The sequence below is a fragment of the Bacteroidota bacterium genome (assembly GCA_018692315.1).
Classification (GTDB): Bacteria; Bacteroidota; Bacteroidia; order Bacteroidales; family JABHKC01; genus JABHKC01.
In genome coordinates this window covers 34,842-58,500 of the sequence record JABHKC010000164.1, presented here as the reverse complement: position 1 = coordinate 58,500, position 23,659 = coordinate 34,842, and the positions used below count along the sequence as shown (strand labels likewise).

Genomic DNA, 23,659 nt, shown 5'->3' with positions numbered 1-23,659 from the left:
ATTACTAAAAATAATAATGAAAAAATCGCCCTTAGCAGTTGTCGGAGTAATTAAATGTGTAAATTCTTATTACGACAAAAAAGTATGCGGATTTGAAACAGAAGCAAAAGTTTTGGCGATTGTTTTGCAGCAGAAGATTTTAAAGAAGGAACAACAGCATTTTTAGAAAAACGTAAAGCTAATCTTTCTGGAAAGTAATTATTTCTGTTAGAAATTTCAAATCAGACATCCCGAAAGTTCAAATCTTTCGGGATTTTTTTTGCCTTAACAAAAGGAAATAATAAAATTACATGAAGTTCAATCGCAAAAAATATTCCTTGCTAGCCCATACAAAAAAACCGCAACCAATTTACATTAGTTACGGTTTGTCGGGGTGGCAGGATTCGAACCTGCGACCTCCTGCTCCCAAAGCAGGCGCGCTAACCGGGCTACGCTACACCCCGAATTTTTTCGGCGGTGCAAAAGTAAATAGTATTTTCTACTTTCCAAATTTAATTTTCATTATTTTTTTTAGTTTTTTTATTCAGGTTCATAATTGTATTTTAGCGGAATTATTTGAAATAATAGATTGAAGAAAAATGAGTTTTATTATTGTTATTAACCAAAAAAATAATTAAGAAGTGTCAGATAGCATTGTTATTATCCCAACATACAACGAGAAAGAGAATATTGATAAAATGATAAGGAAAGTTTTTTCCTTAGAGAAAGAATACGATTTGCTAATTGTGGAAGATAATTCGCCGGACGGAACTGGAGCAATCGTAAAAAAACTTCAACCAGAATACGAAAACAGACTTTTTATTCTCGAAAGAAAAGGAAAACTTGGATTGGGAACTGCTTATATTTCCGGTTTTAAATGGGCAATTGAAAAACAATACGACTACATTTTTGAAATGGACTGCGACTTTTCGCACAATCCCGACGACCTAATACAATTATATGATGCCTGCATAAAAGAGGGTGGAGATATGTCTATAGGTTCACGATACAAATCTGGAGTTAATGTAGTGAATTGGCCAATGGGACGAGTATTGCTGTCATTTTTCGCATCGATGTATGTTAGAAAAATTACTGGGATGAAAATTCGCGATACGACTGCAGGTTTTAAATGCTATTCTCGTAAAGTGCTTGAAACTATCGATATAGATAAAATCAGATTAAAAGGATACGCTTTTCAGATTGAGATGAAATTTACAGCTTGGAAATACGGCTTTAATATTATTGAAGTTCCAATAGTTTTCACAGATAGAAAAGAAGGAGCATCGAAAATGAGCGGAGGTATTTTTAACGAAGCTATTTGGGGTGTTATTAAAATGAAGATTCGTAGCTTCTTCACAAAATATGAAAGAGTTTAATTTAAAGTTCTTAAAGTGGGGCGACTACTTAGCAAATTCAAAAAAATGAAAACTCTAATATTAAACGGAAATATTGTAAATGAAGCCGAAGTTTTTCGGGGAAGCATTCTAATTGAAGAATCGAAAATCTCCCAAATTTTCAGAACTGAAATTTCAGCCAATGATTTTAATGATTGCAAAATTGTTGATGCAAAAGGAAAATATATTTTGCCAGGTGTAATAGATGATCAGGTTCATTTTCGCGAACCAGGGCTCACAGAAAAAGCTGAGATTCAAACAGAATCAAGAGCAGCTGTTGCCGGAGGAATTACCTCTTTCATGGAAATGCCAAACACAATTCCTCAAACCACAACTCAAAAACTACTTGAAGAAAAATATGAACTTGCGTCGAAAAAATCCATTGCAAATTACTCGTTTTATATAGGTGCAACAAACCAAAATATTGATGAACTTCTGAAAACAAATCCAAGAAATGTTTGTGGCATAAAAATTTTCATGGGCTCATCTACCGGAAATATGTTGGTTGATGACAAACAAGTTTTGGCTGAGATTTTTGCAAAAGCAAAACTTCTGATAGCCACACATTGCGAGGACGAAGCTACAATTAAGAAAAATACTGCATTATTCAGAGAAAAATATGGAGAGAATTTGCCAATTGCTTTTCATCCGAAAATTAGAAGTTCTGAGGCTTGCTATACTTCATCATCTTTTGCAGTTGAGCTTTCTAAAAAGTTTAACACCCGTTTGCACGTTTTGCACCTTTCTACAGCCAAAGAAACAGAGCTGTTCGAAAACCAAACTTTAGCAAAAAATAAAAGAATAACAGCGGAAGTTTGCGTTCATCATTTGTGGTTCGACGATAATGATTATGAAAAATTCGGTTCAAGAATAAAGTGGAATCCTGCCATAAAAACCGAAAATGATAAAAATACTTTGCTGAAAGCTGTTCTCGAAAATAAAATTGATGTAATTGCCAGCGACCATGCCCCGCATACTATATCCGAAAAAAACAATTCCTATTTTAAAGCTCCTTCAGGAGGTCCATTAGTTCAGCATACTTTGGTTGCTATGCTTGAGATGTTTCACAAAAAGCAAATTTCGCTGGAAAAAATAGTTGAAAAAATGTGTCATACCCCAGCCGAAATTTTTCAAATCGAAAAACGAGGATATATCAGGGAAGGATATTGGGCAGATATTGCAATTGTCGATTTAAACAAAAAATGGAAAGTTACGAAAGACAATATTCTTTATAAATGTAAATGGTCACCTTTTGAAAATCAAGAATTTCAATCGAAAGTTACACATACTTTCGTAAACGGTCATTTGGCTCATGAAAATGGTATTTTAGACGAATCTAAATTTGGCATGAGATTGCTATTTGATCGTTAAATTATTTTTAACCGGCTATGAATAAATATAATACATCTGTTTTTTAAATGAGATGTAGATTCTACATTAATAATTAGTCTCAAAGCTGAATATTTCAATATCCAAAAATCTTTCTAACTTTGTCGCTTTTTATAATTATTACATGATATTTAAAGTTCTAGGAATTATTGAACCTATCCTGAAAGCACTCAGCGATGAAGGTTATACAAATCCTACACCAATTCAAGAAAAATCTATTCCAATATTGCTGCAAGGAAAAGATTTGCTTGCTTGTGCTCAAACAGGCACAGGCAAAACAGCAGCTTTTGCAATTCCAATCCTGCAACACCTTCATCTAAATAAGCAACGAAACCATGGTCAGCGCAAAATCAGAGCACTTATTGTTACTCCCACACGAGAATTAGCAATTCAGATTGCCGATAGTTTTACGGTTTATGGGAAATACACAAGGATTAAAAATACAGTTATTTTCGGTGGTGTAAAACAATCCCAACAAACTGATGCTCTCCGAAAAGGCATTGATGTTCTTGTAGCCACACCCGGGCGATTGCTCGACTTGATGGAACAAGGATTTTTCACATTAAAAGATATAGAATATTTCGTTCTTGATGAAGCAGACAGAATGCTTGATATGGGTTTTATTCACGACATTCGTAAGATTATTGCCAAATTGCCACATAAACGACAGTCCTTGTTTTTTTCGGCTACTATGCCACCCGACATTGTGAGCTTATCACGCAAAATTCTTGGCAATCCGGACAAAGTAGTTATTAAGCCGGAACAGGCAACTGCCGAAAAAGTTGAACAATCGATTTATTTTGTGGAAAAGAAAGCTAAAACCAAGTTATTAGTGCATTTGCTAAAAACTGAACAATTCGATTCTACACTGATTTTTTCGAGAACAAAATACGGTGCAGATAAAATCGTCAAGTTTCTTGGAAAAGCAGACATTGCTGCTTGTGCCATTCATGGAAATAAATCTCAAGGAGCACGACAACGAGCTTTGGGCAATTTCAAAAGTGGAATAACCAATGTTTTGGTTGCAACAGACATTGCGGCACGCGGCATCGACATCGAAGAATTGTCGCATGTTATTAATTACGATTTACCAAACATTCCGGAAACATATGTTCACCGTATAGGTAGGACAGGCAGAGCAAGTGCCAGTGGAATTGCACTCTCATTTTGCGATAGCGAAGAAAAAGCATACTTGCGCGACATCCAGAAATTGATTAATCAAGAAATCCCTGAGGTAGAGGAACATCCATTTATTATTGATAATATTGAAGAGAATTCTAAAAATCAAGCGAAAGCACAACAAGACTCTCCGGCAAACTCAACTAATAGTGCAAAAAGTAAAAAACGTCAAAAGCACCGCCGTTCATTTTCGCGAAAACGGAGCTGAAAATTATCTCCGGTAGCACACAATGTATAAATGTCATTGGTTAAGTGGCAGTTAAATTGACAGTTATGAACATAAATCAACATAGAAATAAATTTAAAGTTTGGTGCTAAAATGATAAATAGAACAGCAACAATAATTGGAGCAACAGGACTAATAGGAAGTCAATTATTAGATTTATTGCAAAATGATTCTGCATTTTCTGAAATTAAAATCATAGTAAGAAGAGCTGTAAAAATTGATAACCCAAAAGTAAAAGTGTCAATAATTGATTTTAGCGACGAGGAATCCTTTCAGTCAAAAATAAGTGGTAGCAGCGTAGTCTTTTGTGCTGTTGGTACTACTAATAAAAAAACTAAAGGTGATAAAAACGAATATCGTAAAATAGATTACTATATTCCTGTAACCGCTGCCAAATTAAGTTTAGAAACTGGTTGTGAGCAATTTATACTTGTATCATCTTATGGGGCAAATAGTAAAAGTAATAATTTTTACACCAAACTAAAAGGGGAAGTTGAAGATACTATATCCGGCTTAAATATTCCATCACTTTCTATTTTTCGACCATCACTATTATTGGGAAAAAGACAAGAATTCAGATTTGGAGAAATTATTGCTACATTACTTATGAAACCATTATCATTTTTACTGCCGACAAAAATGAAACCTATTAGAGCTCATGATGTTGCAAAATCAATGATAGAAGCTTCAAAAGCTGATGCAAAGGGAACTAAAATTTTCCATTATAAGGAGATTTTGAAATCAATGAAGTGAAACTGTGCAGAGCAAGTAAGAATATTAAAGCAGCGAGAAACAATTAAGCCGGGCATAGTCCTTAAGAAAATCGGGATTGAACTAAATATATAGATATAAAGAAATATATAAGCAATTGTGTTTATACCACCTATTTGGTAGAACAAGTACAATAGAACATAGACTTATGTTGTAAGTAATGAATTGAAAAATAGATGATTAGTAGACCTGAATCTTTTAGAATATTCACAACCACTATCTTGTACCAAATTGGCAGTAAGATAAGTGGGAACAAAGATATATATATAAGAAACTCAATTGCCAAAATTCAATTGAATTAACAAATAAGCAAAAGCTTTATAATGAAGCTTGGATGATATTCCGCTGTTTATTAGACAGATACATTCAGTTAATTTACTTATCAAGAAATGAATTATATGAGGACTTCAAAGAATGGTCTATGATTTAAGGATATGAGTATCTGCAAAACGCCAAATCAGAAGAATTATTCAAGGATATAAAAAAAGATCCAAGGTTTAAGTTTACGAAGGATCAATCTAAGGCTTATTTTGATGCTAAAAAGCGGTCAAATAATTACAGGAAGCCCAATCCCAAAAATGAACTAAAGATAGACGGGTTAAATTTTTTATATAAGCTTGCATATGATTATGCCTCAATGAGAGTTCATCCAATGTTTGAAGATGGAGATGAGGAGTATTATAGAATTACAAAGGTGGAACCGAATCCATATATCGATTTTAATCATGATAAACTGATGACAAATACATATATAGTTGCTTCAATGATACTGCAAGAAGGACTAAATCAAATTGAGCTTAATACAAGAGCAGTAGTTTATGATTATATTAATGCAGTAAGAGAGGATTCAAATTACGAATTACCTTTTTATAAAGTCATTAAGTTTGTTGAACAGGGAATTGATCTATTTGAAAAATGAACACTTATAAGTGAACGGTTCTCGTACATAGTAATTAATTAAGCAAAATAAGTATCGAAAAAAACTTCTTTGTCTTAGTTCCATTAAATCTTACTTTTGGCTCACCCACTGCTTCAAGTAAGAGCTACTGTTAGAAAACTCAGACTTGCTAAAAGAATTAAAGGGATCTTTAAAAATAGTAAAGTTCAAGGGGTAAGAAATTTTGAAACCGCAGTTTACTTTTGTAAATGAGGATTTTGAAATTTTGAAACAACGAAGAAATTTGCATTTTTAGAAGTTTCTTTAAAAAACAAATTACTAAATTTGCTCTCAAACCCGAAGATTTCGGATTTAATTAAATATTGATTATGAATAATTTAGATTGAGATTTTTCAAGATTAAAAAAGAGAATATCGAAAAATTCAATGAAATAGATATGTCATGAAACTTAGTAAAATTTTCCTTCTGATCTTATTGGTTTATTGTTCAAATACTTATGCTCAGACAGAAGTAAAAGAGCTTGATTTATGGAAATTTTATAAGGGAGACAATGTATATGCCTCGCAAACTGATTTTGATGATACTGAATGGGAATCAGTTACGATACCCCACGATTGGGCTATTTACGGACCTTTCGACAAGGAGATAGACAAACAAATAGTTGAAATAGAACAAAACGGCGAAAAAGTAAGCTTAGAAAAAACCGGTAGAACCGGAGCTTTACCTTTCGTTGGCGTGGGTTGGTATCGCACTAACCTAAGCCTGCCTGATTTTAACAATGCAAAACAAGCTTTACTTACCTTTGACGGAGCCATGAGCAATGCTGAAGTATTTGTGAATGGTAAAAAAGTGGGCAACAGACCTTATGGCTACAGCTACTTTTATTTCAACATTTCTGATTACATACATGAGGGAATGCAGAATGTAATTGCCGTCCGCCTAGAAAACCAGGCATTTTCTTCTCGATGGTATCCTGGCGCCGGATTGTATCGTAAGGTGAGAGTAATTGTTAAAAACAAAGTTTGTTTCAAACATTGGGGGCATTTTATCACAACCCCATTCATTTCTGAAGATCTTGCTAAAATAAATATCTGCACTCAGCTACAAGGCGAGAATGTCAGTATCACCACCTTTATTAGAGATGAAGATGGGAATATAGTGGCCGAAAACATAGCAGACCAAAGATTTGCCGACGAAATAGAACAAAATATTGCAGTTAAAAACCCAAAGCTTTGGAGCCTGGAAAGTCCATATTTATATACTGCTGAAATAAAACTCTATCAAGGCGATGTTTTAAAAGATACTGAGCTTGTGCGTTTCGGAATACGTGAAATCAAATACACAGCAACAAATGGCTTTGAGCTTAACGGACAAAAAACAAAATTCAAGGGAGTTTGTTTGCATCACGATTTGGGGCCTATTGGTACGGCTGTTAATAGAGCGGCACTAAAACGACAATTGACCATTCTGAAAGATTTGGGCTGCAATGCTATACGTTCATCTCACAATATGCCTTCCATTGAACAGTTAGAGTTGTGCGACGAAATGGGCTTTCTGTTTCTGGCGGAAAGTTTTGACGAGTGGAAAATACCTAAGGTGAAAAACGGCTACAGTTTGTATTTCGATGATTGGGCTGAAAAAGACCTTGTGAATTTAGTTCGTACAACACGCAATCATCCTTGCATTGTTATGTGGAGTGCAGGAAATGAGGTTCCGGACCAATGGGGCAACGAAGGAGTGAAAAGATTAAAATGGCTTCAGGATGTTTTTCACAGAGAAGATCCAACAAGGCCGGTTACCGTTGGAATGGATCAGGTTAAGGCGGTTTTGGAAAATGGCTTTGGAGCTATTTTAGATGTTCCGGGATTAAATTATCGCTCACACTTGTATGAGGAAGCATATGAGAAATTTCCCCAAGGTATTCTTTTAGGTTCTGAAACAGCGTCAACTGTAAGTTCAAGAGGTGTTTACAAATTTCCTGTTGTAAATGAGTCCGGGAAAACCTACCCTGATTTACAATGTTCTTCATATGATCTTGAATATTGTAATTGGTCAAATATTCCTGAAGATGATTTTATTCTGCAGGATGATAAACCTTGGGTAATTGGCGAATTTGTATGGACTGGCTTCGATTATCTGGGAGAACCTACACCATATATTATTTACTGGCCTACCCGTAGTTCCTATTTTGGAATATGTGATCTCGCTGGACTACCAAAAGACAGGTACTACTTGTATCGCAGTCGTTGGAATACTACAGATGAAACCTTGCACATTCTTCCACATTGGAATTGGGAAGGACGCGATGGTGATACTATTCCCGTTTTTGTTTATACAAATTATAATAGTGCCGAATTATTTATTAATGGTAAAAGCTGGGGCATCCAAAAAAAAAGTGATAAGTCTAAGTTAAACCGATATAGGTTGATGTGGATGGATGTAAATTATGAGCCGGGAACATTAAAAGTGGTTGCACACAATGATCAGGGGGAAGTAGTTGCAGAAAAAACAGTTGTAACTGCCGGCAAACCACATCATATTAAACTTGAAGCTGACAGACTGTCGATTAAAGCCAATGGCAAGGATTTGAGTTATGTAACTGCCACTATTGTTGATAAAAATGGAAATCCTTGCCCAAAAGCTTCCAACAGATTGTATTTTGAAGTAAAAGGAAATGGCAAATTCCGGGCATCTTGTAATGGTGATGCCACTTCTTTGGAGATTTTTCATAAACCTACTATGAAAGCATTTAATGGCAAATTGGTTGTTTTGATTCAGTCATCTATCCAAGCGGGAGATATTGAATTAAAGATTTCCGGAGACCAGCTCAAAAAAGAAAAGATATTAATATCATCGCTAAAACAATAAAACACCCACCCTACCAAAGGAAACAAACGCAGCAAGAAACTGCTGACTTATGCTTAACTTTCAAATATTTCTTATAATTGCTTATTAAATATTTTTCTCATATTTACATTTCAAAATATGTCGAACTAAAAAAAGTATTAAAAAAACAAATCACTAAATTTGCACTAAAACCCGAAGATGTCTGATTTAATAATAAATTGAGTATGAATAATATAGATTGAGCTATTTCAAGAAAACAAAATACCTAAACCTTAAATAAGAACAATTAAAATGAAAAAAGACAATTTATTATTAATTATCGGCCAGAGTTTTATGCTGATTGGATTTTCGACTTTCATAATCAATTATTTTTTCCTAAATAATAATCGTTTTCTCGTTTTTGCAATCATTCTAATCTTTGTTTTATCCATGATTTTTAATTTAAAATACCTGATAAGTAAAATAAAGAAGACAAAATAAAGAACGCCTGACATATTAGGACTTAAAACTCAACATTTATGACAAAACTAAAAATTAAGCGTCTTGCAGTTCATGCTTCACCGGCAGCTCTACTTGAAAGTGCCGGCAGACGAATTGAAAAACTAATAGCCCCCGAAAACTTTTTGTTCACCGAAAACAGCCCTGATGTACTTTTTTTCCTCACAGGTGGTACTGAGCGCCTCGCTTTGAAACAAGTTTCCACCGGACATTTCTATCTACTGATTGGTTCGCAGCACAACAATTCATATGCTTCAGCAAGCGAAGTCAAGGCATTGCTGAACGAGATAAATATCCCTTCCATGCTTTTAGACGAAGAGGATGCCTTTACTAAATCAATTCTTAAGGATTTCTTTACAGTAAAAAAAGCATTGAAAAAGCTGAAAGGGCAAAAGCTGGGTTTGATAGGCCAGATTTCTGATTGGCTTGTTGCTTCCAATATTTCTGCTGGCAGACTTTCCGAAAAATTAGGAATTGAGCTTAGTGTAATACCATGGAGCGAAACAGAGCATTTTTCTAAGTTCAAAGCTTCAGATTCATTTTTTGATACATTTTCAGGCAAGTCAGATATTGACCTTACTGAAACAGGAAAAGTAAGTGGTTTGTTAACAGCTATCATTAAAAAAAGGAATCTGGATGCAATCACTGTGGAGTGTTTTCCTATGGTGATGAAAGATAAAGTTACCGCATGTTTGCCGCTGGCAAAATTCAATAATGATGGAATTCCTGCAGGTTGCGAAGGCGACCTTACAGCAATTGCAGGAATGATGCTTTGTAAAGAGCTGAGTGATATAATTCCCTGGATTGCCAATACTAATAAGGTTTCTGATGAAGTTTGCGTGTTTTCGCATTGTACAATTGCTCCGGATTTAGTTTCAGACTTTTCTGTAAAATCACATTTTGAAACAGGCTTAGGCACAGCTATTCAGGGAAATTTTAAGGACGATTTGATTACTATCTTTCGTTTCGACAGAAAGCTGAGTAAAGCGTTTATTACAACAGCAAAGATAATAGGCCGGCCAAAATCCGATGCAGCTTGCCGTACCCAGATTGAAGTTAAACTTACACAAAATGAAGTTAATTTGCTGCAAAACAGCCCCCTTGGCAATCATCACCTAATTTGCCCGGGCGATTGCAAAAAATTGCTTCGTTTTGCATGTACAGTTCTCGGAATAGAAATTCTGAAATAAATATAGATAAGATTTATCAAACATTCAAATTCTACAGTTTTTAATAAATTCGCAAAAAATAGATATATGCAACTGACTTATATGATACGAAATATTCAAATATTTGATTTTAAACAAACTTGATATGATTTGTGTATTTGGGATTGTCAAATAATTGGCGATATGGTGTGGATATTAGTTGATTACACAAAATTGTAAAAATATTTTCTGCTCAAAATAAAGTTTCCCAATAGGGAAATATTACTTATCTTTGAAAAAAAATGATAGAATGCTAAAGTATGCAATAATATTTTTAGATTGGGCAAAAGAATTTCTCGATACTCTTGACGATAAAACAAGAAAAAAGGTTTTATATAATGTTTGGAAATCAAGAAATGTTACTGATCCTTAACTATTTAAAAAACTGAATGAGAATATTTTGGAATACAGGACGAAATTCCTGACTAAGCAAATCCGACTTTTTGCATTTTGGGACAAAACAGAAAAGACAGAAACCCTTGTTGTTGCAACTCATGGATTTATTAAAAAGACTCAAAAAACACCAAAGTCAGAGATTGAAAAAGCTGAAAAGATTAGGGAACAATATTTTAAAGAAAAAATTAGGATAATAAAATGAAAAAGTACACATTAGAAGAATTGACAAATAAATATATTGGAGAAAAAGGTTCGCCAGATAGAGTACAATTTGAATTTGAACTTAAATTAGATATCCTTGGAGATATGCTTAAAAAAGCAAGGAAAGGAAAACACCTAACTCAAGAACAATTAGGAGAACTTGTTGGGGTTCAAAAATCACAGATTTCTAAAATTGAAAACAATACGAAAGATGTTAGATTATCGACAATCATGAAAGTTTTTAATGCATTAAAAGCAAAAGTAAAAATGACAATTGATTTTGATACAGATTCCCACTTGGAAATAGCTTAAACAAATATATGCAACTGACTGTTATGAAACGAAATATTCAAATATTTGATTTTAAACAAACTGAATATGATTTGTTTATTGGGGATATTTCAAATATGTGGCAATATGGTGTGGATATTAGTTAGTTAGCAGCAAACAAAATACAATCGTACTATGACAGAACATCAAATACAAACATACCTATGGGAGAATCGAGACATATGGTATGAACTTATTGAACATGTCAAATTTCCAGAAAAAATTACATTTGATGATACTGAAGAAACTATTCTAACCAGAACTCCTGAAAGAGTTTTATTCAATGAAATTATTGATAGATACAAGAGTTTATATGATAGACTATTTGGTTTAAACTTAATAGGTTGTGAAGTTCCATTGAAAAAAGATGGAGATAGTACTATCCGCGCTGATTTATTAGGAACTATTGATGGAGTATCAGGGTTGTCAATAATTGAAATTAAAAAGAGTAGGCAGACAGAAAGGCAGGCTTTTACAGAGTTGTTTGGGTACGCGTCTCATATACAGGCAGTTTTTCCAACTATGACAAATGATGATATTCATTTCGTATTAATTTCTCCAATGGAAGAGAGAATAGTAAGGGAAGCATCAATTTATAGTTTCCTTTTTGATGCAAAACCTGTATTTGCTTATATCCCAACATATGATGAAAATGATGTCTCTACAATAAGGCTAAAACCTTGGATTCCCACAATTGAGGACATAATTAATATATCTGAGACAGCATTCTCGCAAAAGAATTTTGAAGTATTTAAAGTTACATGGGAAGAAAATGAAGACTGGAATCCTCAAATAAAAGAGGACCCTGATGAATACATGATTAAGAGGATGAATAGAATTTCTTCATATGCGGCTCAAATTATGGAAGCTAAAAAGATACACGGTTTTGTTTTTACATCACAGAATTATCCAGAATTACCATTTTTGCAAAATGCTATTATTGTGGCTGGCTTAAATCCATTTAAGGTTGGTAGGGATAATTACCTTATTTCAAAACGAAAGATTGAACCATATCAATTAGAAGATATAAATGATGAAGATGTAAATTTAAGTCATATAATACCCGAACTTCTCAACAAGGCACAGGAGGTTCATGACAATCATAATTATTTCTATGACTTAGTTTCTACTTGGGATAATACAATTTGCGGTATTGCATTTAAAACAGTAGAAGTTATGACAACTAATGATAAAAAACTCAGATTTGAAAAAGGTTGGGGAGGTATGACATGGCAAGAATATCAAAAAAATATAATAGAAGATGGTCAATGTTTTAAATACGACATTAAGCCTACAGGTCTAATTCGTGAATTATATATTCATTATTCAATTGAAGATTATAAATATATGAGCAAGCATGGGGTGTCTATTCACCCATATTTAGCTCATGGAAATGTTCCAGATTTTATGGTTGACTATTTAAGTGAACAAAGCTATTTCAGAGACTTTTTGTACAATATATTTGAAGAAAATAAGGATTTGTACAACGAATTTTAGGCTAGTAAAAATGCCATCTACTAACACCAAAAAAAAATAATACATATAAAAACCACCAAACCCTACTCAGTAATTTTCATTTTCTTAGCTATAAGGAATTAGTATAAAATATATAAAGAGTATTATGAAAAAAATTATTGTTCTGAATATCGTTTTATTATTATCATTAAGTAGCATTTTTGGGCAAAGCAGTAATGCGAATGACACATCCAAATTACTAAGCGGAAGATACTTCGGACAGGAGGAACCCGGACTTCAAGCCAAATTATTTGCTCCGGGCATTATCTCTACAGGTATGTTTGAGCTTAATTCCATTTACTCACATGATTACAAAGAATTTTATTATTCTGTTAGAATCCTTGAAGGTCCGGTTTCTATTGCATGTAGGAAATATCAAAATAATCAGTGGACCGAAGCAGAAGTTGTTTCTTTCTCAGGAGGTCAATATATGGATGTAGATCCCTGCATTTCTCAGGATGGTAAAAGCATGTTTTTTGCGTCGAACAGACCAGTTGATAAAAGCCAAAAAGCAAATAGCAATTTTGACATTTGGAGAGTTGTAAAAGTGAATGATGAATGGGGAGAACCGGAAATTTTAGATATCAATTCTGAACAAAATGAATTTTATTCTTCAATAACAAACGATGGGACTTTATACTTCTCGTCCGGAAGAAATAATGCAAGTGGTGGAGCTGATATTTATAAGTCTGAATTCATTGATAATAAATTTCAAGCTGCTCAAAAACTTGAAGGAGATATTAATGATTTTTCTGAAGGAGACGTATTTGTCTCTGCTAAAGGAGATTATTTAATTTTCGACTGTCAGGGACGAAAAGAAGGTACCGGACTATATATTAGTTTCAAGAAGAATAATGTTTGGGATACGCCTATATTTATGGGGAAAGAGGTTAATTCAAGCGGAACGGAATATAGCCCGGTTGTTTCTCCTGATGGTAAATATTTGTTTTTCAGTTCATGGAAAAAGACTCTTAAGGTTCCAACTAATACCCCTGTTACATACAAAGATTATGTTTCATATTACTCAGATCAGTGTAGTCCCCAAAACGGTCATCCTGATATCTATTGGATTGATGCCAAAATAATTGATAAGCTTAGAAATGAAAATAATAGGCGTTAACACCTATGAATATAAAAGCGGCTGAAACTACCGTGTCAGGCTCAGTCCCGATTTTTCATCAGGATTGAACTAAACACAAGCCAGCGGGGATTTTGTAGAGAGGCAGAATCTCCGGTTTGTTTTCCGATGATTAGGTAATTTCTGTCTAATATTTCATACGATTCTTTATCAGTTAATTCTTTTTTTTATCCATCTTTACATCTTTTAATAAATTAATAAAGATAAAATTTATGATATTATTACTGAATTAGCTGGCTTGTATTTAATTAGTGTATCTAAGAAAACAATACATAAAAATAATAGCCGAAACATTAGTAAATTAAAGGATTATAGCCAATTCAAATTTCTTGTAACTAGATAGGAAAGTGCTACGCAATCTGCAAAACTTATACAATTTTCCGTTGAATGCAAGTTTGTACATTCTAATTTCACAATCAATAATAAATAATGAAAAATAGATTATTTACAAGAACTACCATGATTTCTCTAATTGCAATTTTTACTCTGCTATTAGTAAAATGTTCTTCTAAAAATGAAACAACATATTTAAAGAATAGTATTAGCCTTACAAGTTTCACTGATAAACAAGAAGAAAGTCCATCATTAGTAACTGATAGAAAAGGTAATATTTGGCTTTTCACATTAAAACGAAATGAATTTCCTGATGAAACAGAGTTTATTTCTGCATTTAAGTATGAATCGGATAAGTGGGAAGAAATGATGAATGTGACCCAGTCAAAAGGTCAATTCGAAGCTCCGGTAGCAACATGTGCAAGCGGAGGTAAACCTGTAATAGCATGGACTCAAAAAGAAGATTGGAGTATAAATGTAGCTTTATTTGAAAGTGATGGGTTTAGTGAACCACATTCTTTTGTAACTGTAGCCGGGCACTCAATAAATCCGGTACTAATAGCACCAAATAAAAATCGCAACTGGGTTGCATGGGAAAACCTACATAACGGAATATTTACCATACGTATCAGTAAATATGAAAATAGTAAATGGTCTGAGCCAATTGCAATAAATAAACAAGAGGGTAGCTGTTTTTCGCCTGCTATGGCAGAATCAAAAGAAGGGAATCTGTACATAGCCTATGGATATACTAAAGGTTTTCATCAGAATATTGAATTGGCAATAATTGACCGAAACTCACTTTCAATAAAAAAGAAAGTACCAATAGCCATAGGAGGAGGACACGAAAATAGAGTTAATATAAATTCTTATCCGGCATTAGCATTTGATAAGTGGAATAATCTATGGATCAGCTTTGAAAACAACAGAAACACCACACGCATGGAAGATGGAGATAATTACACAGGCGATAGGTGTTGTGCGATACTTTCTTATCAGGATGGTAAAGTTGTTGAAGTAAAAGATAGTTCTAAATGGCTATTTAAAGGTAAAAACGATCAAAACCCAACATTTATAAAAGACACTAAGGAAAATTTGTATTTGGCAACATACTGTGGAAGTGACTTCACTACTTATGGAGGATGGAAATATAGGCTTTCGTGGCTGGATGCAAACAAAGGCTGGCAAGAACCAGTTACCATTTATGAAACAAAAATGAAAGGTTTTAAAATACAACCAGCTATTGTATTTAATAAAAACAATAATTTTTGGTTGGCAGCCTTTAATGAGCAAGTAATTAAAATAAAAGACAATCAAAATAGTGAAGAAAAAACTAATTCCCGAAGAACCCAATTGAATTTAATTGAATTTAAGACGAAAGCTTTGTCGGAAGTTTACAAACCCATTGAATTTACAGAAACAAAGGTTAAAGAATTTATGCCAGATCTAAAGACAATAAGTACCTTTAGTGGACACCCAAAGCTTGCAAGAAAACAAATAACCATAAATAGTGAAACTTATTATTTACTTTACGGAAATCTTCATGAACATACAAATAGTTCAAATTGCTGGCCTGCCGGCAACGATGGTTCAAAACATGATGATTATAGATTTGGCATGTATTCTGAAGGATATGACTTTGTTGGATTAACTGACCATGCAGCCAGCACAAGTGAAATACACTGGAGAAGAAATCTAAGAATGGCAGATTTTTATAATGAATCGGATGAGTTTGTTGCTATTCCCGGAATTGAGTGGACCTTACAACCTGATCGGACTTTAGACAGCATTCAATACGGTGTCGGACATTATAATATTATTTTTAAAAGCACTGAGGATGCTAAAAAATATATTCGTAATAAGTACGAAATATACTCGCCTCATAATCAGGAAACTAAAATGTCGCTTAACTTATGGCAATTGTTAACAGAAAAAAATATAGAGTGTGTTACTATACCTCATCACACGGCTGATGATGTGCATTATATTGATTGGAGCGTACACAATCCTGAATATGTAACAGCAGTAGAAATATTTCAATGCCGAGGAAATTCAGAACACCCGGCTTGTCCACGCGAAAAAAACTTGTCACGCCACAATGTTACCCACTACAAACGTACTTTTGTAGATTATGCCTTAAGAGATAAAAAGTATAAGATGGGATTTATTGCCAGTGGCGATCATAATAGTATGGGAATAGGACTTGCTGCACTTTGGGTAAAAGAAGTTAGCCGCGCAGGAATTTTAGAGGCATTAAAAAACAGACGCACTTTCGCTACAACAGGTGACAAAATATTTATGGATGTTAGAATTAATGGGGCTACGGTTGGCGAAAGTGTAAAAACAGATAAAGCACCAGAGCTTAACTTTAGTATTGAAAGTCAATCGGTATTAGATAAAGTTGAAGTATTAAGAAATAGTAAAGTAATACATGAGTATGCTATTAATGATAATGTAAGCTCTTTTACACAAACATTTATAGATAAAGATTATAAAAAAGAAAAAAGTGTACTGTATTACTACATAAGAGTAAGTCAGAAAAACAATGAGTTAGCATGGTCAAGTCCTATTTGGGTTGAAAAAAACAAATAATTCACAGTTATCCTTATGGGGAGTTCTAAAAATAGTAAAGTTCAAGGCGTAAGAAATTTTAATACCGCAGTTTGCTATTGTAAATGAGGATTTTAAAATTTAGAAACAACGAAGAAATTTGCATTTTTAGAAGTCTCCTTATTATAAAACCAGCAAGAAACTACTGAGCCATGCTTAGATCCGATGAAAATTGGGATTGAACAAAACTCAGGTTAGCGTGGATTGTAGTGGAAGGCGGAATTTCTAGTTTGTTTTCCTATGATTAGGTAATATTTGATAATGATTTTTCCCAATTGATAGTTTTTCAATAATGATTACTCACCAAAAGCCTTTTTTGCATTTTGTGCAATATAGACAATTCTTTTACCGTAAATTCATTTTTTTATCCATCTTTACATCTTTTAATAAATAAAGATGATTACATAATATTACTGAATTAGCTGACTAGGGTTTAGTTCAACTTGTAGCCAAAATCAAATTATAAATTCTATGATTTTTTGTATATTCCTTATATTTGAAGACATTTTGAATTAGTTTAAAAATAAACAATCATAAAAAACCAAGCCACACAATAAAAACATGCAAATAAACTACAACATCACTGCTATTGTTGACATCTTTGGGCTTTTCCAAGGGCTTATTTTGGGTTCTTTACTTTTGATTATTAATAGACGCAAAGTTAAATCTACCACTTTTCTAGGCTTATTCATACTGACATACTCTTTAAATTTTGTTTCAGACATTTTCCAAGAACTAAATATAGTTGAGCAGTACCCCAACCTAATAATGCTACCCTTCGAATTAGTCTGGTTAGAATTTCCGCTGTTTTATATCTATGTGCAGAAAGTATCCATATTTTCCAATAAGAAAACAAGTTATTGGGTGCTTTATCCTGGCATAGCATCCATTGTAATAAACATCATACTATTTTTACAGCCCATACAAGATAAAGTAATAATAGAAGATTCATTGGTTTACTTATTGTATGAGCTTATCGGTTTTGTTTTCTCTTTGTATATTGGGTTTTTATGCATAAAATGGATAAACAAACATATTAAGGAAGTGAAAAATCAGTTTGCAGCTATCGAATTCAAAGAGCTTCGTTGGTCGCGATTATTTGTGATTATTGGGCTTGTCTATGTAATCTTAGGTCTTTTTGTTTTCTTTATTATTGGTAATGAATATATTATTACAATGACCTCCTCAATTATCAATGTTGCATTACTATATTGGGTTTCTTTGCGAGGTATTCTTCAAATGAATGTGCTTACATTAATACCAAATTCCAAAGAACAGATAATAAAAAAAGATGCTCATAAGATTGAAATCCAAAACGCTGAAAAACCTACAGTAATTACGAAAGAGCTTCTTCAAAAAATTGAAAACTACGTAAAAAAGGAAGAAGCATTTAAACAATCCGACTTAACAATAATGGATGTGGCGAAAAATGTAAAGGAACATCCAAAACGTATTTCAACAGTCATCAACTCTCTACTCAATCAAAACTTTAATAGCTATGTTAACAATTTTAGAATCGAAAAAGCTAAAGAACTTCTTAATAGCGAACATCATAATTTCAGTATTGACGGCATAGGGAAAGAAGTTGGTTTTAATAGTAAAAGTACATTTTATGGGGCTTTTAAAAAAAATACAAGAATGACTCCATCTCGTTATAAAAACCAAAATAAAATGTAGAATAAAAGTTCGGATTCCTGAAACCGGACAAAAATAACATCAAAAAGTTCCAACATAGTTCATATTTCTGAATTCTATACTTCAACATATTTTCTTCTCTTGCATAAAGCTAAAGTATTTTGAAATATTTGTGCAATCAAATTACAAAATTTAAAAAGCAAGTATGAAATATGTAAGTTTAACTGGAATGTTTGTAATCATAATGTTTTCAAGCATTAACGCACAAAATTTCACAATAGGCGCTAATATTGGTTTGCCAACTGGGGATTTTAGCAAAGCCTATACTTTTAATGTGGCTATAGATGCATCTTATCTTTGGGAAGTATCCGAAAAATTTGAGTTTGGAATCTCCTCCGGATATAATCATTCTATTGGAAATAAGATAGCTGCAAGTACGTCTTCATATGGATTTAAAGATTTTCAATTTTTCCCGATTGCTGGGGCTACCCGATTCAATGTATCTGACAGATTTACTCTTGGTGCAGACATAGGGTTTGGGATTTCAGTAACCAGCCAATATGATGATGATACTAATGGCTTATATTATCGGCCAATGATTGGCTATACCCTAAACGAAAAAATTCAGCTTACAACGTCCTACTTAAGTTTTGATTCTAATGCTGGAACTGGTGTTTATTCAACTATTGATATAGGAATTAGTTATCATTTCTAATTTATTTTAGAATCTTGACATATAAATTTATTCACTAACATTTTAGTTAAGATCTATTTATTGTTAAGAAATTATAACAATCAAAAGAATAATTGGACTATTAAAAATGAAAAAATAATGAAAATTTACATCTATTTAATCCTACTTATTTCAAGCACAGTTTTCAGTCAGGAAGCTGATGAAGTTTCTTTTAATCCTATAGATGCAAAAAAAGATTTGGTTATTTATAGGGAAATTATTGAAACAGCACATTCCGGGATGTATTTATACACCTCTAAAGAAGAGTTTAACATACTATTTGCCAATGCAGAAAAAGAACTCCCTAAACTTGAAAACAATCGCAAGTTTTACAAGCTAATAGCAAATATTCATACAAAAATAAACTGTGGACACTCTAGTTTTTACCCATCTGGAATAATCTTTTCCGAGGTAGAGAATGATTCTGTTAGAGCCTTCTTCCCCTTCTTTAAAGTGAAATTTTTAAAAGACATTTTAGTCGTGGCCGAAGATTATGGCGAATTAAAAAAAGGAACACAAATAGTGACTATTAACGGACATTCTGTTTCAAATATTACTACTGAAGTTTTTAAGTTAATAAGCTCTGATGGCTATAATACTACATTTAAATACAGGCAGTTAGAAGATGATTTCTTAACAAACTATTATTTAGCATTCGGACCAAAGGAAAGCTATACAATTGATTATATTTCCTACCCTAAGTTTGAAAACAAAACAATTATTTTAGACGGTATTTCTCTTTCTGAATTAGGAAAAAACTTTAATGAAGAAGAAGCAAATTCTCAACCCTATTATTTAGAATATTTTGAAGATAAAACTGCCATATTAACTGTAAACACTTTTTCGACCGAAACCAAAAAAAATCAAAAACGCTTCTTTAAGTTCTTAAGAAACTCATTCAAAGAAATAGAAGAAAAGGGTATTGAAAACTTAATTCTGGACATACGTAAAAATACCGGTGGTGATGACGGTAATGATATGGAGTTAGCGTCCTATTTTATTAACAAGCATTTTAAAGAAAATAAATTCAGAAAATTAAATACGATTAAAAATATGCCGCCACAAGCTGAGTATCTGGCACCAATGTGGTATGAAATGTTAGATATCAGCAAAAAAAAGAAGGACAAAATACAGGATATCTTCAAAAAGATGGCATTAAAGGAGGTAGAAAGAGGAAGCGATGGTGCTTATTACTGGAAAGAAGATAAAATAATACACCGCGATCCTGCCAAATACAGATTTAAAGGCAATGTCTATGTATTAACAAGTGGCAAAGTATTTTCAGGAGGAGCCCTGTTCAGTGCATTGGTGCGAGATAAAAGTAATGCCATTTTTATAGGCGAGGAAACAGGTGGCGGTTATTACAGGCATACTGGTTCTATTCCTCTTTTTTATCAATTGCCCAACTCAGGATTTTTCTTTTCGCTTTTTACTGTTATTGGCGAGCAGGATGTGGATCAAAAACTATTTCCTGAAGGGAGTGGTACACAACCCCACTATGAGGTATATCAAACTATTACAGAATTTGTGAACGGGAAAGATGCTGTTTTAGAAAAAGCAAAAAAGTTGATTAATGATAAATAAGTTAACAAATATGGATAACAGAATCAATGCTATAATTCTGTTAGTTATTGGCACCATATTCTGGGGAATGACCTTTGCCTTTACAAAAACGGCTCTCAATGATATTGATGCATATTCCTTTTTAGCTTTTAGGTTTTTAATAGGCACAATTTTGCTATCTCTGGTATTTTTTAATAGGCTATTCAAAATAAACTTTAGTACCATATATAAAGGATTCCTGCTTTCAATTCCGTTGACAATTGCATTCTTTACACAGACCATTGGTCTTGAATTTACTACAGCATCTAATGGAGGATTTATAACAGCTTTTGCCATCGTCATTGTTCCATTTCTAGATGCCATCAACCGTAAGAGTTTACCTTCATCAAGAATAATTCTGGCAATAGCAATTGCAACTATCGGACTTCTCCTAATTACGGCAACGTCCATTAGCTCTTTCAACCCGGGTGATTTGTTGATGATTATATGTGCAATTGCTTTTGCTTTTTACATCATTCTGGTTGCAAAGGAATCAGGAAAATCCGATGCCATTTTAATAACAATAGTACAATTACTGGTTGTGAGTATTAGCTCATTTTTTATGGCATTACTTTTCGATGGCATACAAATACCCTCAAGCCGTGATAGCTGGACAGGTATTCTTTTTTGTGCATTGTTTGCAACAACCTTTATGTACACAGTTCAAAATCATTATCAGCAATTTTTGTCAACAAATACTACTGTTATAATTTTCTCATTAGAACCGTTTTTTGCAGCAATAACAGCAGTGGTCATGTTGTCAGAATCATTATCGGGCAACATTATTATTGGCGGAATCTTAATAATAACCGGCACAATTATATCTGAATTTAGAATGAAAGTAGCTGTAAAAAAATGTAACCTTTAAATAATAATTATAATAAACAATTTGAATAAATATGAAAAAACAAATTTTATTAGTCTCAGTTTTGGTTTTATGTTTTCTAAATGGAAATACACAAACTGATCCGATTAGCAATAATGCCCTTGCTAAAAATTTATTTATTGGCATTGGTGGGGTGTATAGTAGTTTTCAAGATGTAAAGTACTCTAATGTCCGTCAAGGAGGAATTGGAGGTCTATTTGAAATTGGTTATTCCAATAAAAATGAAAAGCGGTTTTGGGAAACAGGATTATATGTTAGTCTTTCTTTTGAAAAAGCGGCTACACATAATTCAGAAAAAACCAATGCCCTTAATCCTTATGCTTATTTTAAATATCTTAAACCAATAAAGAACAGTGATTTTCTAATCGGAGGTAGAATCGATATTCTTGACTTTGATTTAAGGGTAAACGATGCATTAGGAAATAATGGACACTACTATACCAATGGAAGTTATTTATTCGGTTCTGTAATGCATAACAAACAATTAAATGATAACTGGAATCTACAATCTTCGCTGGATATAGGATTACTAAGCTTTATGAAAGAGTCCACGTCTTTTGCATTCTCCGCTCCACAAAACGGATTAGAAGATGGTGAGTTTAACTATCAAAATAAAGAATTAGAAAGTCCTTTTGGATTTAAGTATTTTGAATTTAAACCTATTGGTAAGATTATAAATATAAAAACATCCTTTTTGTTTCAATATAAAGAAAGAATTTCCATCGGATATTTCTGGCAAATGAAGCGTTTTTCAACCTTGAAATCATATCCGACCACAAAAGGAACCCATAATCGTATTTAGATACAACATTATTCATAAATAAAATATTCAATTAATAATTTCAAAATTAGTATAATGAAAAAGATAATATATTTAGTATTAGTAGGGTTGATAATAATAATCGCATCCTGCGAAAAAATATTAATGAACCCAAATCCGGAAACAACAAATACAACTATTTTTAACGAATATGTAACATTAGTAAAAGAGAAATATGCAATGTTAGAGTTTAAAGGTGTAGATATTCAACATCTGGAAGATTCTATTAGAGCCATAGTGAATAATAATATGACCGAGACGGAATTATTTGAACAACTCTCAATTATTTCACTCCGATTGAGAGATGGACATTCGAAGTTAGAAGACGATAAAAATAGAAAAGGAGCATACTATGATAACAAATCGGGCTACCCCCTTGGTTTTCAGGTTGATATTCTTGCAGATAATTACACAGGTAAAAGTGTTAACCCGGATTTGCAGATTTTAGATGAACTTCAAGCTTTATATGGGTTCCTGCCTCAAGATAATGAAATAGCATATTTGTGGGTTCCATCTTGGAATGTAGAAATTTCTGATGATGAAATCGAGCAGATATTTGCATCATTTTCGAATGCAAAAGGATTAATATTTGATATGCGTCAGAATGGAGGAGGTGATCCCTCTCTCGCTACGAAATTTGCTTCATATTTAACAGACAAGCCTGTTTATACAGGATTTGAAAGATTTAAAACAGGACCGGGAGCCAACGATTTTTCAGACAGTCATGTTACAATGCAACCTACAAGTAGTTCCAATAAATTTCTAAAACCTGTTATGGTATTGACTGATAGGTTTTGTTACAGTGCTTCAACTACATTTGCCTATTCTGTTAACCCATTAGACAATGTCACTTTTGTAGGTCAACGAACAGGTGGTGGCAGTGGTTCAACTGCCGATGGCTTTTTAGCCAATGGGTGGCGATGGCAACTTTCAACGAGTGAATTTATCGATCATCTCGGCAATCACCTTGATGATGGATTTGATCCTGATATTCCGGTTACTTTGGATACTTTGATTACCACTCAGGATGAGGTAATTGAAAGAGCTATTTTGGAGCTGCAATAATAAATT

18 protein-coding genes, 1 tRNA gene and 1 pseudogene are annotated in these 23,659 nt (G+C 33.1%); 19 read left to right on the top strand and 1 reads right to left on the bottom strand.

All coding sequences use genetic code 11. The features are described from left to right. Positions 1-16: 16 nt before the first annotated feature. A complete protein-coding gene (locus tag HN894_12650; GenBank protein ID MBT7144169.1) occupies positions 17-166 on the top strand; it encodes a hypothetical protein in 150 nt (49 codons plus the stop codon). A gap of 202 nt (positions 167-368) precedes the next feature. Here the strand turns inward: HN894_12650 and HN894_12645 are convergent. Beyond that, positions 369-443, bottom strand: a tRNA-Pro gene (locus HN894_12645). A 234-nt stretch (positions 444-677) separates the two neighbouring features. Here HN894_12645 and HN894_12640 point away from each other — a divergent pair. From HN894_12640 to HN894_12555, 18 genes and pseudogenes are all read left to right on the top strand, one after another. Next, positions 678-1,355, top strand: coding sequence for a polyprenol monophosphomannose synthase (locus tag HN894_12640; protein ID MBT7144168.1), 678 nt, complete (start codon positions 678-680; stop codon positions 1,353-1,355). Between the two features lie 45 nt (positions 1,356-1,400). Then, positions 1,401-2,744: a dihydroorotase gene (locus HN894_12635; protein MBT7144167.1), complete on the top strand. Its 1,344-nt coding sequence runs from the start codon at positions 1,401-1,403 to the stop codon at positions 2,742-2,744. A 142-nt stretch (positions 2,745-2,886) separates the two neighbouring features. Continuing rightward, positions 2,887-4,149, top strand: a complete 1,263-nt coding sequence (locus HN894_12630; protein ID MBT7144166.1) for a DEAD/DEAH box helicase — start codon at positions 2,887-2,889, stop codon at positions 4,147-4,149. 111 nt (positions 4,150-4,260) lie between these two features. Beyond that, positions 4,261-4,920, top strand: a complete 660-nt coding sequence (locus tag HN894_12625; protein ID MBT7144165.1) for an NAD(P)H-binding protein — start codon at positions 4,261-4,263, stop codon at positions 4,918-4,920. A 655-nt stretch (positions 4,921-5,575) separates the two neighbouring features. Next, positions 5,576-5,857 (top strand): hypothetical protein, encoded by a 282-nt coding sequence (locus HN894_12620; GenBank protein MBT7144164.1) that lies wholly within the window; start codon positions 5,576-5,578, stop codon positions 5,855-5,857. Positions 5,858-6,277: 420 nt separating this feature from the next. After that, a complete protein-coding gene (locus HN894_12615) occupies positions 6,278-8,704 on the top strand; it encodes a glycoside hydrolase family 2 protein (protein MBT7144163.1) in 2,427 nt (808 codons plus the stop codon). Positions 8,705-9,201: 497 nt separating this feature from the next. Next, a complete protein-coding gene (locus tag HN894_12610; protein ID MBT7144162.1) occupies positions 9,202-10,371 on the top strand; it encodes a hypothetical protein in 1,170 nt (389 codons plus the stop codon). Positions 10,372-10,639: 268 nt separating this feature from the next. Then, positions 10,640-10,987, top strand: a pseudogene (locus tag HN894_12605) (type II toxin-antitoxin system RelE/ParE family toxin). After that, the gene (locus HN894_12600; GenBank protein ID MBT7144161.1) at positions 10,984-11,298 is read left to right on the top strand and encodes a helix-turn-helix transcriptional regulator; all 315 of its coding nucleotides are present in this window, start codon (positions 10,984-10,986) and stop codon (positions 11,296-11,298) included. Before HN894_12605 ends, HN894_12600 begins: the two are co-directional and overlap by 4 nt. Positions 11,299-11,451: 153 nt before the next feature. Beyond that, positions 11,452-12,813, top strand: coding sequence for a hypothetical protein (locus HN894_12595; GenBank protein MBT7144160.1), 1,362 nt, complete (start codon positions 11,452-11,454; stop codon positions 12,811-12,813). A gap of 124 nt (positions 12,814-12,937) precedes the next feature. Next, complete coding sequence (locus HN894_12590) at positions 12,938-13,951, top strand: hypothetical protein (GenBank protein MBT7144159.1); 1,014 nt, start codon at positions 12,938-12,940, stop codon at positions 13,949-13,951. Between the two features lie 447 nt (positions 13,952-14,398). Continuing rightward, a complete protein-coding gene (locus HN894_12585) occupies positions 14,399-16,894 on the top strand; it encodes a DUF3604 domain-containing protein (GenBank protein ID MBT7144158.1) in 2,496 nt (831 codons plus the stop codon). Positions 16,895-17,473: 579 nt separating this feature from the next. Further along, positions 17,474-18,589, top strand: a complete 1,116-nt coding sequence (locus tag HN894_12580) for a helix-turn-helix transcriptional regulator (GenBank protein ID MBT7144157.1) — start codon at positions 17,474-17,476, stop codon at positions 18,587-18,589. 163 nt (positions 18,590-18,752) lie between these two features. Next, entirely contained in the window at positions 18,753-19,262 is a 510-nt protein-coding gene (locus HN894_12575) for an outer membrane beta-barrel protein (protein ID MBT7144156.1), read from the top strand. A gap of 117 nt (positions 19,263-19,379) precedes the next feature. Next, entirely contained in the window at positions 19,380-20,864 is a 1,485-nt protein-coding gene (locus HN894_12570) for a hypothetical protein (protein ID MBT7144155.1), read from the top strand. Next, positions 20,854-21,750: a DMT family transporter gene (locus tag HN894_12565; GenBank protein ID MBT7144154.1), complete on the top strand. Its 897-nt coding sequence runs from the start codon at positions 20,854-20,856 to the stop codon at positions 21,748-21,750. The genes HN894_12570 and HN894_12565 overlap by 11 nt, the downstream gene beginning before the upstream one ends. A 31-nt stretch (positions 21,751-21,781) precedes the next feature. Then, on the top strand, positions 21,782-22,570 hold the full coding sequence (locus HN894_12560) for a hypothetical protein (GenBank protein MBT7144153.1): 789 nt from the start codon (positions 21,782-21,784) through the stop codon (positions 22,568-22,570). 54 nt (positions 22,571-22,624) lie between these two features. Beyond that, on the top strand, positions 22,625-23,653 hold the full coding sequence (locus HN894_12555; protein ID MBT7144152.1) for a S41 family peptidase: 1,029 nt from the start codon (positions 22,625-22,627) through the stop codon (positions 23,651-23,653). The last annotated feature ends 6 nt before the right edge of the window (positions 23,654-23,659 follow it).

What these genes read in the sequence shown, in the direction of transcription:
- HN894_12650 (MBT7144169.1), top strand. Translation starts at nt 17, where the DNA reads ATGAAAAAATCGCCCTTAGCAGTTGTCGGAGTAATTAAATGTGTAAAT.
- HN894_12640 (MBT7144168.1), top strand. Translation starts at nt 678, where the DNA reads ATGATAAGGAAAGTTTTTTCCTTAGAGAAAGAATACGATTTGCTAATT.
- HN894_12635 (MBT7144167.1), top strand. Translation starts at nt 1,401, where the DNA reads ATGAAAACTCTAATATTAAACGGAAATATTGTAAATGAAGCCGAAGTT.
- HN894_12630 (MBT7144166.1), top strand. Translation starts at nt 2,887, where the DNA reads ATGATATTTAAAGTTCTAGGAATTATTGAACCTATCCTGAAAGCACTC.
- HN894_12625 (MBT7144165.1), top strand. Translation starts at nt 4,261, where the DNA reads ATGATAAATAGAACAGCAACAATAATTGGAGCAACAGGACTAATAGGA.
- HN894_12620 (MBT7144164.1), top strand. Translation starts at nt 5,576, where the DNA reads ATGAGAGTTCATCCAATGTTTGAAGATGGAGATGAGGAGTATTATAGA.
- HN894_12615 (MBT7144163.1), top strand. Translation starts at nt 6,278, where the DNA reads ATGAAACTTAGTAAAATTTTCCTTCTGATCTTATTGGTTTATTGTTCA.
- HN894_12610 (MBT7144162.1), top strand. Translation starts at nt 9,202, where the DNA reads ATGACAAAACTAAAAATTAAGCGTCTTGCAGTTCATGCTTCACCGGCA.
- HN894_12600 (MBT7144161.1), top strand. Translation starts at nt 10,984, where the DNA reads ATGAAAAAGTACACATTAGAAGAATTGACAAATAAATATATTGGAGAA.
- HN894_12595 (MBT7144160.1), top strand. Translation starts at nt 11,452, where the DNA reads ATGACAGAACATCAAATACAAACATACCTATGGGAGAATCGAGACATA.
- HN894_12590 (MBT7144159.1), top strand. Translation starts at nt 12,938, where the DNA reads ATGAAAAAAATTATTGTTCTGAATATCGTTTTATTATTATCATTAAGT.
- HN894_12585 (MBT7144158.1), top strand. Translation starts at nt 14,399, where the DNA reads ATGAAAAATAGATTATTTACAAGAACTACCATGATTTCTCTAATTGCA.
- HN894_12580 (MBT7144157.1), top strand. Translation starts at nt 17,474, where the DNA reads ATGCAAATAAACTACAACATCACTGCTATTGTTGACATCTTTGGGCTT.
- HN894_12575 (MBT7144156.1), top strand. Translation starts at nt 18,753, where the DNA reads ATGAAATATGTAAGTTTAACTGGAATGTTTGTAATCATAATGTTTTCA.
- HN894_12570 (MBT7144155.1), top strand. Translation starts at nt 19,380, where the DNA reads ATGAAAATTTACATCTATTTAATCCTACTTATTTCAAGCACAGTTTTC.
- HN894_12565 (MBT7144154.1), top strand. Translation starts at nt 20,854, where the DNA reads ATGATAAATAAGTTAACAAATATGGATAACAGAATCAATGCTATAATT.
- HN894_12560 (MBT7144153.1), top strand. Translation starts at nt 21,782, where the DNA reads ATGAAAAAACAAATTTTATTAGTCTCAGTTTTGGTTTTATGTTTTCTA.
- HN894_12555 (MBT7144152.1), top strand. Translation starts at nt 22,625, where the DNA reads ATGAAAAAGATAATATATTTAGTATTAGTAGGGTTGATAATAATAATC.